Here is a 16,629-nt window from a genome sequence, read left to right on the forward strand (position 1 = left end):
TCCTTCAAGCAGCGTCTTGCATGGCCTTGAACCGGGCCGTGGTTTCATCGCACGCGTAGTAATCCGCGGCCGGATAAGGATGCAGCGCCAGATCTTCGACGGCGGCAATGATCCTGTCCGCCTTGTCTACTGTCATGAGCACTGAAAAATTGAGCCGTGTCCAGCCGGGTTTCTTCAGTTCTTCACCGGAAAGAATACTGGCCCTCAACGCTTCGGACTGTTCCGGACCGATATCCAGCAACCGATGGGCATAGGGCCCGGCACAGGCGCAGCCACCACGAGCCTGGATGCCATAGATGTCCGACAGCATGCGGGTGACGAGCTGTTGGTGCACATAGCCTCCGCGTTCCAGATCCTTCACACGGAACGAGAACACGGGAAGCGCGTGACGAGCATTGTCGTTTCCGAGGATCTCGATCGCCGGATTGTCACGCCAGACGGCCAGCGCCTTGGCGCGCCAGGCGGCGTTCCGCTCGTCCATGAGCCGCTGCCCGATGGCTTCCTTGACCAGAAAGGCGAGCGCTGCCCGAATATCGCCGATCACGTTCGGTGTTCCGGCTTCCTCACGGGCTGAAAGATTGTCTGAATAGTCGTGAGCCCAGGGCGAGACGAAGCGTACCGTTCCTCCGCCCGGAAAGACCGGCGTCGCCTTGCTGACAGCTTCCTTGCGCACGATCATGACCCCTGACGCGGCTGGACCACCGATGAACTTGTGCGGCGAGACAACAACCGCATCCTTCCGGGCATCCGTGCCGGCTTTCATATCAACCGGCAGGTAAGGGCCGGAACCCGCGCAATCCCAGACGCTGAGCGCGCCGTAACGCTTCAGAATGCGTGTGACCGCCACATCGTCGGTAACGATGCCTGTTACGTTGGACATCAGCGAGAACGCTCCAACAATCAGCCGGCCGGCACCTGCCTTGCGCAAGACATCCTCTAGCTCGGCAAGATCAGGACCACCAGTCTCCGCTTCGTCTATCTCGATCACCTCCGCTCCGCTTTCGCGCCAGGGCAGAATGTCTGAGTGATGTTCATAGGGACCGATCACAACGAGTGGCTGTTCGCCCCGCTCTGCGGCGGCCGAAACACCAAGAAGATGTACAAGCCGGTTAAGGCCCGCGGTTGCCCCCGAGCCGCAAAAGACCGTCGCGTAGCCCTGGTCGGCCCCGCAAATGCGGGCGATTTCAGACCGCGCGGCCTCACGCATCCTCGTCATAGCACTGCCGCAGTAGGAAGCCTCGGTGTGGCTGTTCGCGTAGACCGGCAGGATTTCTTCCAGAACGAATTCCTCGACCTGACGCAGAGCCCGCCCGGAGGCGACGTAGTCGGCATAGATCAGCTCGCGCTCGCCGAACGGACCTGAGATGGCTGCCCCCTCGCCGATCAATCCCGCGCGCAGGCGGGAAATCAGGTCCGGAGATTTCAGTTCTTCGATGAAATGATCGAGTGCCGTGCCTGTTATTTGGATTTGGGTCATCTTGTGCTCCGAAACGCCTTTTTCGGATCATACGACCCCTTTCATTGGGATATCTTCACCTCATTCGATTGTTTTACACTCCAGATCGTGTCAAGTGATCGAACATGGAGAAAAAATTCGATCATATTGATCGCGCGCTGCTGCGCGCCCTGCAACGCGACGCACGTCTTTCGCAAAGAGACCTTGCCGACAAGGTCGGTCTTTCCCAGAACGCCTGCTGGCGCCGGTTGAAAACGTTGTACGACAGCGGATTGATTGAAGGACATACGATCCGGCTGGACCCGGCGCAGCTCGGGTTGAACCTTACAGTCTTCGTGATGATACGAACCCGGCACCATTCCAAGGAGTGGCTGGAAAGGTTCAGGGGGGAAGTGGTGGCGATTCCGAACGTGATCGATTTCTACCGGATTGCCGGAGATTACGACTACATGCTGAAAGTGGTGGCCGAAGACATGAATGCCTTCGACCGGGTGTATCTGCGCCTGATCGAGAAGGTCGACCTGGACACGGTCACGTCGTACATGACCATGGAATCGATCGCGGATGCCCGCGACCTTCCAATCTAGGTTTGCTCAGCGTCGGCGTCCGCCACCTCCCCTGCGCGCACCGCCACCGCCGCCATGACGTTGCGGGCGTGCCTGAGGACGTGAACGCTGAACGTTGCGCTGCCGATTGACCTGCCGGTTGCCTGCCGTTCTCGCCCGGTTGTCCCTGCTCAGGTGTGCTGGCGCCTGGGGTCGTGCCGCCGGACGTGTGGCGGGACGGGTCGCCGGTCGCTGCACATTCGGCTTCTGGATATTCGGTCGTTGCACATTGGGGCGCTGAACATTGGGCCGTTGCGCCGGGCGTTGGACGTTTGGGCGCTCCACATTCGGGCGTTGGACATTGGGACGCTCGATATTCGGGCGCTGGCCTGCAGGCAGGTTGGTCGGGCGCTGAACGTTCGGCCGGTTCTGGATCTTGTCGCCAAGGGGGCGGTTGGCAAGGGCTGCCCCTGCACCGGCGCCGATCGCTCCCCCGGCCAGTCCGGCACGAATGTCACCCACGCGGTCCTGAATTGCCTCGCGGGAGGGCGCAGCGACTTCGCCCCAACGGCCACCCTCGAATTTCTGCCATTTCTCGCCATCGCGGCGATAGACGCTACCATCCCGGCCGGCAAAGACATCTCCACGGCGATCAAGGTTCGCTACACGGCCCAGATTGCCGTCCTGCTTCCAGCGCTGCACGGCGCCAGCCTGAATATCGCGCGTGCGTGACCATTCCGGCCCGCTTACGACCTTGCCGCCCCAGGAGCCGTAAATGCCCCGGGCTCCGCCAACCACGACACGATTGCCGGTTCGCGGATTATAGGCACTGATGAAGCCTGCACTGCCGCGGGGGCCACTGATGGCGGCACCGCGAATGTAGCCGCCCGTACGCGGATTATAGATGCCACCGCCGGCGATGCCGCGCAGCGGACCATAGGCATAGCCATAGCGTCCGAAAGTGCCACGGACCGGATTGTAGAAGGCACCGATCCCGTAGCTCACCGGACGCGGGAAGTAGATCGGGCGCAGTCCCGGACGGTACCAGGGCCGATAATAATAGCCTGTGCCGTAAACGAAGACGCCCCAGGACAGGAACCCAGCCAGATAGCCCATCGTGTAGCCGTACCAGACCGCTCCCGGTTCGCTGTCGTAGATGCGCACATAGGTGGTGTTGTAGACCGGGGAAGACGGCGGAATGGTGTAGATCTCGTCAGGAACCGCCGTGGCAACCGTAAACGGTCCTTCCGGGCTGTCTCCGACAAACCAGACACCGTCCTGCAGCACGTAGTATTTCGCACCGACCTGGATCACCTGGTCGCTGGTATTGACCGCATAGGACATCGACGTGCCGTCGATCTGCTCGAATTCCGGATCGCCGGCATAGGAGACATCCGCACTGACGGAACCGACCTCAACGCGAGCCGTTGTCGGAATGCTGGCTTTCAGCCGTGCCTGCGAGGCTTCAGAAGTGCCTGGAATGGACGAACGGACCGAATAGTAAGGCGCGTCTTCCGGCAGGTTCTGAAAATCGGAGGGCATGTCCGGAGTGGTGAAGGTCCACGGCCCGTCGAGCGAGGTGGACTTGAACCAGCGGCCGGATACCAGAATGTACCAGGTAGACGTGGATTTCAGGAAGAACACGTCGCTTTCGGTGTTGGACGCCCATTCCAGATCGGTGCCATCCACCGGTTCCAGAGCCGGCTCGCCGTCAAAGACGATCATTTCGGCCGGTGTGTCTGAATAGATCACCTTCGGCGGAGTATTGTCCGCAAACGGTTCCCCCGGGATCGCTTCCCGGGTTTCCTTCCAGTTATCGTCATCCGGAAGAGACCCGATCAGATCCGGCAGTTTGTCGACCGCTTCCCACCCTGCCGAGACATCCTTGGTTTTCATCCAGGACTTTTCATCGCGCAGATAGAGTTCGCCACTCTCGTCGATTTTCAGAATGTCCCAGTTGCTGTTGACCACGAAGCTGAGCCCCTGATCACCCTTGACTGGCGCAAAGATCGGCGTGCCTTCTGTCTGCACGAGAATGGACGGCTCGGTGGAGACATAAATAGGCGGTGCTTCCGAACTCAGGCCCTGGACATCCTCCATGCGCTTGTATTCGGCTAGGCCCGCGGTGATCCGATCTTCTTTCACGGTGATCGTGCCGGTCGGCATGATCTTGCCGACCTGGAGCGACAGGTCAGTGAGGGATTCCCGGTCCAAAGCCGAAAAGTTCAGTTCCGTTACCTGGATCTGGTTGATGTCAACCTCGCTCTTGTCGGGGTCGGCCACGGTCGCGCCGCTGACACCGATCACGCCAAAGACAGGCTTGGCATCCTTGTCCTTGATGTATTCCGCTGCCACCATCGCCTTCAGGGTCTTGAAGTTGTCCCACTCGGTGAATTGCGGCTGGTAGAGCACCAGCGTCGCCCCGGCGTCGGTCTGGAAAGACCGCGGCCAGCCGGTCGTCTGTTCCGGTTCGCTAAGCTGAAGATACTGTCCGCTGACAAACCCGTTCTGGCCGTTGTAGCTGATCGAACACCAGGCCCCGCTGTCATCGCAGTTCTCCATTTCCACCTGCGTGCCGGACGGCACCGTGCCCAGTGAGCCGAAGTTCGTTCCCGGGCCTTGCCGGAAATTGACATTGGCGGTCGTCAGGGCCGGGGCGGCAAGCACGCCGTTTACGAAAACCGTTTGCAAAATCAAAGTGGAAGACAAAAGAACGGAAAGTGACTTACGCATTGGGACCTCCCGGGGGCCGGTTCAACCTACCCTGTCGATGTCGGTGCATGTGTCTGTGCACGTGACGGGAACTTGTGCGCTCCCGAGGCAAGCTAAAATTCGTCGTCACGCCTATTCCCTGTGAGGGGCGTCACGGGTAAATCTTACGTGGAGTGATATTCTATCCGCAAGATCACGTTGAAAAAAACTGCATTTCGACCAGGAGTTTAAGGGAATGGTGAAGCGTTACGCTCTGGCAGCCGTATTGGCGGGCTTGGTCTCGATCGGCTCTTTCCCGCTCGTTGCTCCGCAGAAAGCCTGGGCAGAGATATTTTATTGCCAGAGCACGCGCACACCCAACGGCAGCGAGCCCTACTGCAACTTCATGCTTTTCGACAAGGCCTTCACCCGCCACATGCAGGTGATCGTTGCCCAGGGCGCGCGGCGGGACGTGGCCGTGAACGGCCGCTACGACGTCTTCTGCGTCCTGGTGCAAAACCACAGGAACGTGCCGGACAATTTCGCCTACCGGAAACAGCAGTGCAAGAAGTCGGACACGGGCCGAGAATACCAGGTGCCGATCCGCGCTATCAACCTGCGGCGCGGACGGGATGGCTTCAGTTCCAACAACGTGCAGTCCCTGTTGCCGAAGGAACGCTGGTAGCCCTTTCTCGCCTACCGGGTCGGCAAGAAAAAAGCCGGCACGACAAATGTCGTACCGGCCAGGTTTCCAGAGGAAAATCGTCTTGTCAGCAGGCGACGGAGGAAAGCGCCTGAGATCGTAGCGTCACGGCCTGACCCGTACGGGCAGACTGCTGTGCCGCCAGCCCCATTTCCACGGCCCGCCATCCGTCTTCAAGCGTCACTTCAGGTGCCGGCTTTTCACCGCGTACCACAGCCACGAAGCCTTCGTGCTGATAGAATGTCGAGCCGTTGTGGTCGCCTGCATCGAGGATCATCGGGTCAACCGGAATATCGATCTGACGCGGTCCCTTCGGGTACCTGGGCGACACGACTAGCTGGGGCACCGGCGGTTCGCCGAGGTTTTCTGGCCAGAAACGTCCGGGCCCAGGCACAAAGGCTTCGATCTTGCCGTCCGGGCCAACGGCCGACACTTCTTCCTGGTAGCGGGAGCCTTCGGCAAACATGCAAAGTTCCAGCATGGCCCGAGCACCGTTTTCGAAGTCGACGATCACATAGCCATTGTCGAGAATGTCCGGCTGTTCGCCATTGTACACCTCGTCCTTGTGGTTGGCATCCTGGCCGGCCGACGCCATCACGCGGACTGGTTCGCATTGCATGATCAGCCGCATGAGATCGAAGAAATGGCAACACTTTTCAACGAATGTACCACCGGAGTAGCGGTTGAACCGGTTCCATGCGCCGACCTTGTCGAGGAACGGAAAACGGTGCTCGCGGATGGTCAGCATCTTGATGCCGCCTGTGGCTGTTTCCGCCTGCTCGATCAACGCCGCAATCGGCGGCATGTAGCGGTACTCCATCGCCACCCACACCGGCGCCGGATAGGACGCCTTGAAAGCCTCCAGCTCGGCAACATCCTTGGGATCGGTGAAGAGAGGCTTTTCGACGAGAAGCGGCAACGGGCGCTTGCGGCGAATTTCTTCCATCTGCGGTACATGGCAGTGGTTCGGGCTGGCAATCAGGATGCAGTCAAGTTCGTCCACTTCCAGCAGTTCCGAAACGGAATTGGCAAATCGCGCAAGAGGCGCAAATCTCGCTGCCGCTTCCGCCATTCCGGCGTCCGGCTCGAAGATCACCGTTACTTCGGTGTCGGGCAGGAGTGCGATGTTGCGCAGGTGCTCCTGCCCCATCATCCCGCAGCCAATGACACCATATCTTACCTTTGCAGGCATTCAGTCCTCCATGCGCGGTGGCATTTCTCGTCCACCTATTTCAAGCGCTGCACGTAATGCGCCCGGTCCGTGTCGAACCAGGTTCGCGAATATTCGACCGGCTTGGGGCGATCCGCCCAGCTGAACCGTTCGACAAAGCCTGTGAGAGTTCCGGGCGTCTTCTGAAAGAGTTCCGGCGTCCAGTCCGGCAGCGCACGGATGGTCACCCGGTCTTCTGCACGCACGATCCAGAACCCGAGGTGTTTCTGGTAAAAGCGGTAAAGCGAGTCCGACAGGAGCTCGCGCCGGACGAATCCCGCGTCGCCGTCGAGCCAGATTTCCTCCACCGCAATCATCACATCGTTGAGGAACCTCAGCCGGCGGATACGGGTGCCTTCGGCGCTGGTACCGAAAAGCGGCAGATCGTCCGGCTTGTCCAGGCGCTTTACGTCCAGAATATCCGCGCGCGGCAGACCACCTCCGGTCAGGAGTTCCAGACGGAACATGGCGTAGACGCTCTCATGGGTGCCGCCCTGCCGTATGTAGTTTCCCGACCCCTGGATCCGCTCGAGTAAGCCTTTTTGCGTAAGGTCGGCGAGTGCCTTGCGAAGGGTTCCGATGGAGATCCCAAGCTCCTCAGCCATGTCCCTTTCAGGCGGCAGCCGCTCCCCGTCGATCAGCCGCCCGGCCGCGATATCCCTGATCAAAAGCTCGCTTATCTGCACGTATAACGGCAGCGCGGTAGAGGTTTGCGAGGCGGTTGGCATGGCGGTTCGAAGGTCTCGTTTTCAAAATTGATACACTATTGATTTACATCAAAACGGGTGATATGCAAGAAGAAATCGAAGGCAGAATGAAGCCATTCGAAAACAAACGAAAATAGCGAAACCTCAATCGCGCCCATGTCGGCGCATGCGGGTTTCGGTATTCGACAAGATGGTCCAAGGGAGGCACTTCATGACCGTAGTCCCAGTCACGTCACCGGATCTTGATGCAGCGGAGGTATCCTGGTTCGCCGCATTGTGTTCCGACGACTATCAGTTTCTGGGCGTACCCGAAGGCCATCTGCGTTCCTCCTGGGAGCACTGCTCTTCGATCGTGAAAACAGCCGAGCAGCAGGGCTTCCGCAACATCCTGTGCCCGTCGTCCTATCAGGTTGGCCAGGACACCCTGTCCTTCGTCGCCGGCTGTGCGCCGATCACCGACAAGATCAACCTGCTGGCGGCGGTTCGCTGCGGCGAGATGCAGCCGATCATGCTGGCGCGGACCATCGCCACGCTGGACCACATGCTCGAGGGCCGGTTGACGGTCAACATCATCTCGTCCGACTTTCCGGGCGAGCAGGCCGACAGCAGCTATCGTTACCAGCGTTCGCGGGAAGTGGTGGAGATCCTGAAGCAGGCCTGGACGCAGGACGAAATCAATTACGAAGGCCAGGTCTATAACTTCAAGGGCCTGACCACGGACCCCGTCCGGCCTTACCAGACCGGTGGGCCCCTGCTCTATTTCGGAGGTTATTCTCCGGATGCGCTGGACCTTTGCGGTCAACATTGCGACGTCTACCTGATGTGGCCGGAAAAGATCGAGGAACTGGAAGGCCGGATGAAGGCGGTCAACGCGGTCGCCGAGAAATACGACCGCACACTCGACTATGGCCTGCGCGTGCACATGATCGTTCGCGACACGGAAAAGGAAGCGCAGGAATACGCGGACTATATCGTCTCCAAACTTGACGAGACCCAGGGAACCGCCATTCGCGAACGGGCACTGGATGCCAGGTCGCTGGGGGTGAGCCATCAGGCCAAGAACCGCGAGATCGCCGATGAATTCGGTTACATCGAACCGAACCTGTGGACGGGTGTCGGCCGGGCGCGGTCCGGTTGCGGGGCAGCGCTGGTCGGGTCAACCGATCAGGTGATGTCCAAGATCGAGGCCTATCAGAAGATGGGCATTCGCGCCTTCATCTTCTCCGGCTATCCGCACCTGGAAGAAGCCAGGCATTTCGGGTCCAGGGTCCTGCCGAATCTGAAGACATGTTCCCTGCCGCACGCCTATGGTCGTGTGCCGGCTCAAACGCCGGCAACCCCGCTTGGCCAAGGAGTGCGCCGCTAATGGACCGCGTGAAACTTTCTGAAACCCTGGAATTCTCCCGGCTGATCTACGGCATGTGGCGCATCGGCGACGACAGCGACACGTCACCCGCTTACGTGGAACGCAAGATCCAGACCTGTCTCGACCAGGGCATCACGACCTTCGACCAGGCTGACATTTACGGCGGCTATGCCGCGGAAGCCGTGCTTGGTGGGGCGCTGAAGGCCAATCCGGCTCTGCGTGGTCAGATGGAAATCGTCACCAAATGCGACATCGTCGCGCCGATGGGACGGTACTCGGATGCCAGCGTGAAATACTACGACACCTCCCGATCTCACATCGAGAAGTCGGTCGAATTCTCCCTCACGGAGATGGGCATCGAGACCATCGACCTGCTGCTGATCCATCGCCCTGATCCACTGATGGATCATCACGAGACCGGCGCTGCGCTCGATGACCTGGTCAAGAGCGGCAAGGTGCGGAATGTCGGTGTCTCCAACTTCCGCCCCTGGGACTGGGAGCTGCTGCAGTCGGCGATGTCGAACCGGCTTGCGACCAACCAGATCGAGATCTCACTGAAGGAAATCGCGCCGTTCACCAATGGCGACCTCGCATTCCACCAGCGCCTCGGCACCCGGCTGATGGCGTGGTCTCCCCTTGGTGGTGGCTCGCTGATTTCCGAAAGTGGCAAGCTTGGCACCGTGATGGACGAAATCGCTGCAGACGCCGGTGTCGACCGGTCCGCAGTCGCGGTCGCCTTCCTTCTGGCTCATCCGGCGCAACTCTTGCCGGTCATGGGCACGAACAATCTGGAGCGCATTGCCCAGATCTCCGACGCGCTGAAAGTCAGCCTGGATCGCGAAACCTGGTACCGTCTTTACGAAGCGGCGCTTGGAACAGAGGTGCCCTGATGACCATGCAGAATGCCAATCATACCGTGACCTTCGAACCGGACGCCGACAACACCCGCCTCTTGCGGGATGCATTCGGTCGATTTGCCACCGGTGTTACCGTGGTGACCACTGGCTCGGCCGACGGCCCCGTCGGCATTACGGCCAACAGCTTCTCATCCGTCTCCCTGGAACCGGCACTGGTCCTGTGGATGCCGGACAAGGGATCGCGCAGGTTCAGGTATTTCGAAACGGCCGAACATTACGCCATTCACGTGCTCAGCAACGAACAGGCTGAAGTCTGCAACGGTTTCGTGCGCAATGCCCATGCTTTCGATCAGCTCACCTATACGATCGACGACAACGGCGTGCCCCTGATCGAAAACTGTCTCGCCCGCTTCGAGTGCAAGCGCTTCACCGCCTATGAGGGCGGCGATCACCTGATCGTTCTTGGGCAGGTGTTGCAGGCCGAGATGCGTTCAGGCGAGGCCCTGACGTTTTATGCAGGCAAACTCGGACAAATCGCTCCAAAATAAGGGCGGAAAACGGGGCGGCGACCGGCCCGTTCTGGAGGAAAGTGAGAAGCCTTCTGTCTCAGGAGAACGCAGAAGACCGCTTCGCCACTTTTAACATGATCAGCTTCGCGGTTCTCATGTTCGCGCACATGAAGGCCGGTTGATCCAGGGAGGAGCCCGAATGGGCATTTTGCTGGCGGTTCTTGCACCGCTCGACTTCGTCAATTCGCTGCTGTTGCGAATTGGCCGGGGCATCGGCATCGTTGCCGTCGCCCTGATGGTGATCGCGATCCTGGTTCAGGTCGTGTTCCGCTATGTCTTCAACAATGCCCTGCCCTGGCCGGACGAAGCAGCCCGTTTCTGCATGCTCTGGATGACAGGTCTTATGGCACCAACGGCGTTCCGCAGAGGCGGTTTCGTTGCCATCGACATGTTCACCCATTCCCTGCCTCGCCTGCTGGGAAGCGCCATATCCCTGCTCCTTCTGCTTATTTCACTTGTGGTGCTCGTCGTTGCCCTGAAGATCGGCTTTTCGGAAGTCACCGGTTTCGGAGGCCGTTTCGCAACCGCATCGCTTTATGTTCCGGGCAACCTTTCCTTCAGCGAATGGATCCGTGTGCCACGCAGCTGGATGATGGCTTCCATCCTCGTCGGTGTATTCCTGCTGACACTCGTCAACATCGAGCTGATCCTGCGCAACATCATCACCAGCTTCGGTGGCGCCGACCGCATGCCGGTCATTCCCGATCCCGACATGGCAGGAGCTGACTGATGCTGATCTGGTTCCTTCCCGTCTTCCTCGTCTTTCTGCTGATCGGACTGCCCGTCTTCTTCGGCCTTCTGGCGGCCCCTGGCCTGTTGCTCTGGCTGAACGGCCAGGAAAAAGACATCACGCTGCTTTACCGCAACGTCTACAACGGCATGGACAGTTTTCCTCTGATGGCGATTCCGTTTTTCATGCTCGCAGGCGAGCTGATGAACAAGGGTGGCATCACCATGCGGCTGGTCGAGTTCAGCCAGGCCCTGATGGGACATCTGCGCGGCGGCCTTGCTCATGTGAACATCCTGTCGTCGATGCTGTTTGCGGGCTTGTCCGGTTCCGCTGTTGCCGATACCTCCGCTCTTGGATCCATGCTGATCCCGGCAATGGAGAAGCAGGGTTACACAAGGCGCTTTGCTGCGGCGATTACCGCGGCGAGTTCCGTGATCGGGCCGATCATTCCGCCGTCGGGCATCATGATCATCTATGCCTATGTGATGGGCGAGAGCGTTGCCGCGCTGTTCCTGGCCGGTATCGTACCCGGCGTCATGGTCGGCATCGGCCTGATGCTGATGGTCAAGGTCATGGCCAACAAGTACGACCTTCCCAAAGCACAGAGGATCGTCAATCCCGGCCAGACCATGGCACCGGTGGAATACTGGTTCTCCTTGGTCGTGCTGAGGGCAAACCTGGCTGCCCTGTTCACGGTGATCGCGGACCTTGTTATCAACCTGACCGGATTCGCTTCCCTTTCAACGACGACTTCCTTCATCCTGTTCGCGGTCTTCCTGGCGGTTTCCCATGTGCTCTTGTGGAAGCTCAGAAGTGCTGTCTCGGAAGATTTTCGGGTCGTGTGCAAGAAAGCCGTCGCCCCGCTTCAGACGCCGATCATCATTCTCGGCGGCATTCTGCTGGGGGTCTTCACGCCGACGGAAGCGGCCGCGGTCGCAGTTGCCTACGCGCTGGTTATCGGCTTCTTCGTTCTGCACTCCATCAAGGTCTCCGAGATCCCGGGTGTCCTGAACAGGGCCGGCATAACCTCTGCAGTGGTGCTTCTCCTGGTCGGTGCGGCGATGGCCTTCAAGACTGTCGTCAGCCTCAGCCACGCTCCCGAAATCATGGCGGAGTTCGTTCTTACCCTGTCGGAGAACCCGCTGATCCTGCTGTTCCTGATCAACCTGCTGCTCTTCGTTGTCGGCATGTTCCTGGATGCAGGCCCCGCCATCATCATTCTCGGCCCCATTCTCGGACCGATCTTCGTCAACCTTGGCGTCGATCCGATCCATTTCGCCATCATCATGAGCGTCAATCTGACCATCGGGCTGGCAACGCCACCCATGGGACTGGTGCTCTTCGTTGCGGCTTCGGTTTCAAGAGAACGGGTTGAAACCATTGCCAAAGCCATCCTGCCGTTTCTGGCGGTGGAAATCGCGGTGATCTTCCTGATCACCTACATTCCGGCACTTTCGATGACGATCCCGCGTCTGACCGGATTTGCCAACTGATCCTGAGCTTTCTAAGGGAGGAACCTAATGCTCAAAACTGCACTGAAAACGCTCACCGTCGCGGCGATGCTTGCCGGATCGTCGCTGAGCGCGCTTGCCGCGGACTACACGCTGCGCGCAACCGCCAACTCCAACGAAAACGACGAAGACTACGACGGTCTTGTCGTTTTCAAGAACTTCGTTGAATCCGCTTCCAACGGTGCCATCGAAGTCGAACTGTTTATCGGCACGCAGCTTTGCTCCAACGGCGCTGAATGCCTTCAGGGCATTTCCGACGGTGCGATCGACATCTACATCTCCACCTCCGGCGGCGCGGCAGGCATCTTCCCGTATGTCCAGGTTCTCGACCTGCCCTACATGATGAGCGACGACCGGATTGCAGAGCATGTCCTGTCCGGCGAATTCACCCGCACCATGCGCACAATGGCACTGGAAGATTCCGGTGACACCATCCGCCTGATGACCATCGGCAACACCGGCGGCTGGCGCAACTTCGCCAACACAAAGCAACGCGTCGCCAAGCCGGAAGACCTCAAGGGCCTGAAGATCCGCACCGTGGTGGCCGACCTGCCGCAGGAACTGGTCAAGGCACTTGGCGCTGCTCCGACGCCGATCCCGTGGCCGGAACTGTTCACCTCGCTTCAAACCGGCGTTGTCGAAGGTTCCAAGAACGGCATCACCGACATCATGGGCATGAAGTTCCCGGATGCCGGGCTTCAGTATGTCACGCTCGACGGCCATGCCTACATGGGCGCGCTGTGGTGGATGAACAACGAGAAGTTCCTGTCGATGCCGGAAGACCTGCGCCGTGTCGTGGTGGATGGTTTCTACGCCCTGCAGCAGGCAACTTTCGCCTCACCGAAGCGCAAGTCGATCAAGGCTTATGAGGACTTCGTGGCCGGTGGTGGCGATCTCTACGTCCCCACCCCGGAAGAAAAGGCAGCCTTCAAGGAAGCAGCTGCTCCGGTCTATGACTGGTTCAAGGGCAATGTCGGACGCGGCGGAGAGATCTTCGGCGCGCTGGAGGAAGCCGTGGCCGCGGCCGAAGCCGACATCAACGCCAATCGCTCTGCCGATCTGAACTGACGAAACATCGTGTCACGCCTTGCCACTGCAGGGCGTGACACATCCCAGCACCTGCACCGGTCCGGAATCGTGCCTGCCGTAAACTGGACAGAGATCTGCATGCGTCCCATGGTGAAGCCGTGGGAGACCCGGGAAAGCCAGAGTTCAATGGTCTGGTCCGCCCAGCACTCGATCGCACGAGTTCTGCGCCGATCAGGAACGAACCGCAGCTTTCAATTGAACGGATACATCCAGACCTTGTAATCACCGACTAGGATATGCGCCTTCTCAATCTCGTCTTTGGTCATTTTCTTGACCACCTCTTCCAGAGAGATCGCGGCGTCGGGGTCCCCCCCGATGGCGGAGAGCGTGTACCACATGTAAGCCCGCACGAGATCCGGAGCCGGCATGCCCCGGCCAACCTCGTAGTACCAGCCGACACCGGACTGGGCACCCGGATGCCCCTTCATCGCGCTTCTGAGATACCACTCGAATGCCCGCTGGTCGTCGCGCTCGACACCCAGCCCCATGGCGTACATCACGCCGATAAGCTCTTCGGCGTCCGCGTTGCCGGATCGTGCCGCCGGCCAAAGTTCCTTCATCGCCTCTTCGTAGCGATTGGCCTCCATCAGGTCACGCGCGGCTTCGATTTCCGCCTGAGCAGAACTCGTGCACAACACAAGAGCAAAAAGAGCGGCGGTCAGCGTCGTTTTCATGTGTTGCGGTTGCTCCCTCTGGTCTTCGGCTTGTCGGCACCGGCGATTGCTTCCGAATTGCCACCGCCCTTGAAGGAAGACGATTTTATCGCCTTCGACAGAAAGCAGGCAGCCCTCGGCCAGTTGCTTTTTTACGACAAGATCCTCTCCGGCAACAGGAATATTGCTTGCGCCACATGCCACCACCCGACCCTTGGCACCGGGGACCGGTTGTCGCTCGGCATCGGCGAAGGCGGCGAAGGGTTGGGGCTCATGCGGATTGCCGGAACCGGTGACAGCCGCATTAAGAAACGGATTCCGCGAAACGCTCCAGGTCTTTGGAACTTGGGAGCAAAAGAGCTCCACGTCCTGTTTCATGACGGTCGCCTGTCGATTGCCGATACCTTCGAAAACGGCTTCAATTCGCCGGCGGAAGAACGGTTACCCACGGGCTTCAATTCACTGCTCGCCGCCCAGGCTGTCTTTCCGGTGACCGCCCAGTTCGAGATGGCGGGCAATCCGAAGGAAAACGAAGTCGCCGGGGCCATTTACGATCGCATCGACAACGCCTGGCCGATCCTCGCCAAACGCGTCCGCATCAATCCGGAATATGGCCGCCTGTTTGTCGAGGCGTTCGATCATGTCGACGCCCCTGAAGAGGTCACGATCGTTGAAATCGCAAATGCGCTGGCAGCTTTCCAGGCAATTGAATGGCAGAGCTTCGACAGCCCGTTCGACGCGTATCTCGCCGGTGACGAAAGCGCTCTGCTTCCGGCCCAGAAGCGTGGTCTCGATCTCTTCTACGGCAAGGCCGGGTGCTCCTCGTGTCATTCGGGCAAACTGCTCAGCGATCAGAAGTTCCACGCCCTGGGCCTGCCTCCCTTTGGTCCTGGCCGCACCCGCAGCTTCGATCCGATGGTGCGCGATGTCGGCGTGATGGGAGAAACCGACCGCCTGGAAGATGCATACCGGTTCAGGACCCCGATGCTGCGCAATGTCGAGCTGACCGCCCCTTACGGCCACAATGGCGCCTACCCCACGCTGGAGGGGATCATCCGGCATCATCTCGACCCCGATGGAATGCTGAAAGCCTGGACACCGGAAATCGCAGCCCTTCCACAAGCGCCCTGGCTGCAGGCGATCGATTTTGTGGTCTGGAATGACGCTCGTGAGATGGCGCGTCAGGCCCGATTCAGGGATATTGAACCTCTCCCCCTTTCGGATGCGGAGATTGCCGATCTGGAGGCTTTCCTGAAAAGCCTGACCGGCACGCAGTCCGTCACAGCTCCGCCCTTCGGCATCCCTGCCACTGTCCCGAGCGGCCTTCCCGTCGACCGGTAAACATCAACAAGGACAAAGAACGTTTCATGGTTGCTCCATTGAAAGACCGGGCTAACCGGCTGTTCCCGGGTATTGCGATTGCCGGGCTTGTCGCCATCGCCGCGCAATTCCTCAACGAGCACTACGGGGCACCGGCCATGTTGATGGCCATCCTGCTTGGCATGCCGCTGAACTTCCTGTCGGAGGAACAGCGCACGGGCGAAGGCATCGCCTTTGCAGCCCGCACGCTGCTTCGTGTCGGCGTTGCCCTGCTCGGCGTGCGCATCAGCGTGGAAATGGTGCAGCAGCTGGGTCTGCCGTTTCTGCTTCTGGTGATCCTCGGGGTCCTGGTTACCATCGGCTTTTCCCTCTTGATCGGCGGGCTGTTCGGAAGAGACAGGTTGTTTTCGTTTCTGACCGGCGGCGCGGTCGCCATTTGCGGTGCCTCCGCGGCCATGGCCATCGGCTCCATCCTGCCGAAGCGCGAACATGCCGAACGCGATCTCGCCTTTACGGTGATTACCGTGACCGTCCTGTCCACACTGGCGATGATCTTCTACCCGATCCTCACCTCCTCCCTCGGCCTTTCCATGGACGCGACCGGTGTCTTCCTTGGCGGCACGATCCACGATGTTGCCCAGGTTGTCGGGGCCGGTTTTTCGATCTCCGAGGAAACCGGAGACCTCTCGACGCTGGTGAAACTGATCCGCGTCACCATGCTGGCGCCCATCGTTCTGGTCGCGGCGCTCATCCTGCGCAAGAGTTCGGAGCCGGGAAGCGCCCGTCCTCCGATCATGCCGGCGTTTGTTGTCGCCTTCCTGGTGCTTGCCGCACTCAATTCCTTCGGCCTTATTCCGGACGTTGCCAAGGAGGCGGCCGGACACGTTTCCCGCTGGGCGTTGCTGGCCGCCATTGCGGCAGTCGGCATGAAAACCTCGATCCCGAAACTGCTGGAAGTTGGCGGCCCGGCCATCTGGATGCTGGTCACGCAGACAGCGTTTCTGGCTCTCTTCGTTCTGGGCGGCATCTGGCTGATCGGCTGACCTTACAATCGGCCTTGCCGCACCCCATATAACGAAGCAGAACCCCGGTCTTTTCAAAGGCCGGGGCTTTTCTTGTGCGGGCGAGTATGGAATATAGCTCGCACCTCTTTAGGCGGAACGGCAGATGCGCCGCAACAGGCCGGACCGGACTTGTTTCCGCCCAAACATTTCGAAAGCGT

General features: G+C 59.7%; 15 protein-coding genes. 10 read left to right on the plus strand and 5 right to left on the minus strand.

The window, feature by feature from the left end; all coding sequences use genetic code 11:
* Nucleotides 1–4: 4 nt before the first annotated feature.
* Complete coding sequence (locus tag FIV03_RS24390; protein WP_152511299.1) at nt 5–1,477, minus strand: aminotransferase class V-fold PLP-dependent enzyme; 1,473 nt, start codon at nt 1,475–1,477, stop codon at nt 5–7.
* 104 nt (nt 1,478–1,581) lie between these two features.
* Here FIV03_RS24390 and FIV03_RS24395 point away from each other — a divergent pair, with 104 nt between their 5' ends.
* On the plus strand, nt 1,582–2,043 hold the full coding sequence (locus FIV03_RS24395) for an Lrp/AsnC family transcriptional regulator (protein ID WP_152511300.1): 462 nt from the start codon (nt 1,582–1,584) through the stop codon (nt 2,041–2,043).
* A 6-nt stretch (nt 2,044–2,049) separates the two neighbouring features.
* Here FIV03_RS24395 and FIV03_RS24400 read toward each other — a convergent pair whose 3' ends face one another.
* Nucleotides 2,050–4,734 carry an SH3 domain-containing protein gene (locus FIV03_RS24400; RefSeq protein WP_152511301.1) on the minus strand — a complete coding sequence of 895 codons (2,685 nt, stop codon included), beginning with the start codon at nt 4,732–4,734 and terminating at the stop codon, nt 2,050–2,052.
* 214 nt (nt 4,735–4,948) lie between these two features.
* Between FIV03_RS24400 and FIV03_RS24405 the strand changes: the two genes are divergently transcribed.
* Entirely contained in the window at nt 4,949–5,377 is a 429-nt protein-coding gene (locus FIV03_RS24405) for a hypothetical protein (RefSeq protein WP_152511302.1), read from the plus strand.
* Between the two features lie 85 nt (nt 5,378–5,462).
* On the opposite strand, the gene FIV03_RS24410 is transcribed toward FIV03_RS24405, so the two are convergent.
* Both FIV03_RS24410 and FIV03_RS24415 read right to left on the minus strand, forming a co-directional pair.
* On the minus strand, nt 5,463–6,587 hold the full coding sequence (locus FIV03_RS24410) for a Gfo/Idh/MocA family oxidoreductase (protein ID WP_152511303.1): 1,125 nt from the start codon (nt 6,585–6,587) through the stop codon (nt 5,463–5,465).
* Nucleotides 6,588–6,622: 35 nt separating this feature from the next.
* Nucleotides 6,623–7,333, minus strand: coding sequence for a GntR family transcriptional regulator (locus tag FIV03_RS24415; RefSeq protein WP_055659191.1), 711 nt, complete (start codon nt 7,331–7,333; stop codon nt 6,623–6,625).
* A gap of 190 nt (nt 7,334–7,523) precedes the next feature.
* On the opposite strand from FIV03_RS24415, the gene FIV03_RS24420 reads away from it, so the two are divergent.
* The 6 genes from FIV03_RS24420 (at nt 7,524) to dctP (ending at nt 13,413) form a co-directional block, all read left to right on the plus strand.
* Nucleotides 7,524–8,678, plus strand: coding sequence for an LLM class flavin-dependent oxidoreductase (locus FIV03_RS24420; RefSeq protein ID WP_152511304.1), 1,155 nt, complete (start codon nt 7,524–7,526; stop codon nt 8,676–8,678).
* Nucleotides 8,678–9,568, plus strand: a complete 891-nt coding sequence (locus FIV03_RS24425) for an aldo/keto reductase (protein WP_152511305.1) — start codon at nt 8,678–8,680, stop codon at nt 9,566–9,568. The genes FIV03_RS24420 and FIV03_RS24425 overlap by 1 nt, the downstream gene beginning before the upstream one ends.
* The gene (locus FIV03_RS24430; RefSeq protein ID WP_055659187.1) at nt 9,568–10,083 is read left to right on the plus strand and encodes a flavin reductase family protein; all 516 of its coding nucleotides are present in this window, start codon (nt 9,568–9,570) and stop codon (nt 10,081–10,083) included. Before FIV03_RS24425 ends, FIV03_RS24430 begins: the two co-directional genes overlap by 1 nt.
* A gap of 160 nt (nt 10,084–10,243) precedes the next feature.
* A complete protein-coding gene (locus FIV03_RS24435) occupies nt 10,244–10,834 on the plus strand; it encodes a TRAP transporter small permease (RefSeq protein WP_152511306.1) in 591 nt (196 codons plus the stop codon).
* Nucleotides 10,834–12,327: a TRAP transporter large permease gene (locus tag FIV03_RS24440; RefSeq protein ID WP_152511307.1), complete on the plus strand. Its 1,494-nt coding sequence runs from the start codon at nt 10,834–10,836 to the stop codon at nt 12,325–12,327. The genes FIV03_RS24435 and FIV03_RS24440 overlap by 1 nt, the downstream gene beginning before the upstream one ends.
* Nucleotides 12,328–12,354: 27 nt before the next feature.
* A complete protein-coding gene (dctP, locus tag FIV03_RS24445; protein WP_152511308.1) occupies nt 12,355–13,413 on the plus strand; it encodes a TRAP transporter substrate-binding protein DctP in 1,059 nt (352 codons plus the stop codon).
* 212 nt (nt 13,414–13,625) lie between these two features.
* Here the strand turns inward: dctP and FIV03_RS24450 are convergent, their stop codons facing one another.
* A complete protein-coding gene (locus FIV03_RS24450; RefSeq protein ID WP_023000214.1) occupies nt 13,626–14,108 on the minus strand; it encodes a tetratricopeptide repeat protein in 483 nt (160 codons plus the stop codon).
* Between the two features lie 9 nt (nt 14,109–14,117).
* Here FIV03_RS24450 and FIV03_RS24455 point away from each other — a divergent pair, with 9 nt between their 5' ends.
* Nucleotides 14,118–15,428 (plus strand): cytochrome c peroxidase, encoded by a 1,311-nt coding sequence (locus FIV03_RS24455; RefSeq protein ID WP_286202230.1) that lies wholly within the window; start codon nt 14,118–14,120, stop codon nt 15,426–15,428.
* 26 nt (nt 15,429–15,454) lie between these two features.
* Nucleotides 15,455–16,450 (plus strand): YeiH family protein, encoded by a 996-nt coding sequence (locus FIV03_RS24460; RefSeq protein ID WP_023000216.1) that lies wholly within the window; start codon nt 15,455–15,457, stop codon nt 16,448–16,450.
* The last annotated feature ends 179 nt before the right edge of the window (nt 16,451–16,629 follow it).

Source organism: Labrenzia sp. THAF187b, from assembly GCF_009363375.1.
Taxonomy (GTDB): Bacteria; Pseudomonadota; Alphaproteobacteria; order Rhizobiales; family Stappiaceae; genus Roseibium; species Roseibium algicola.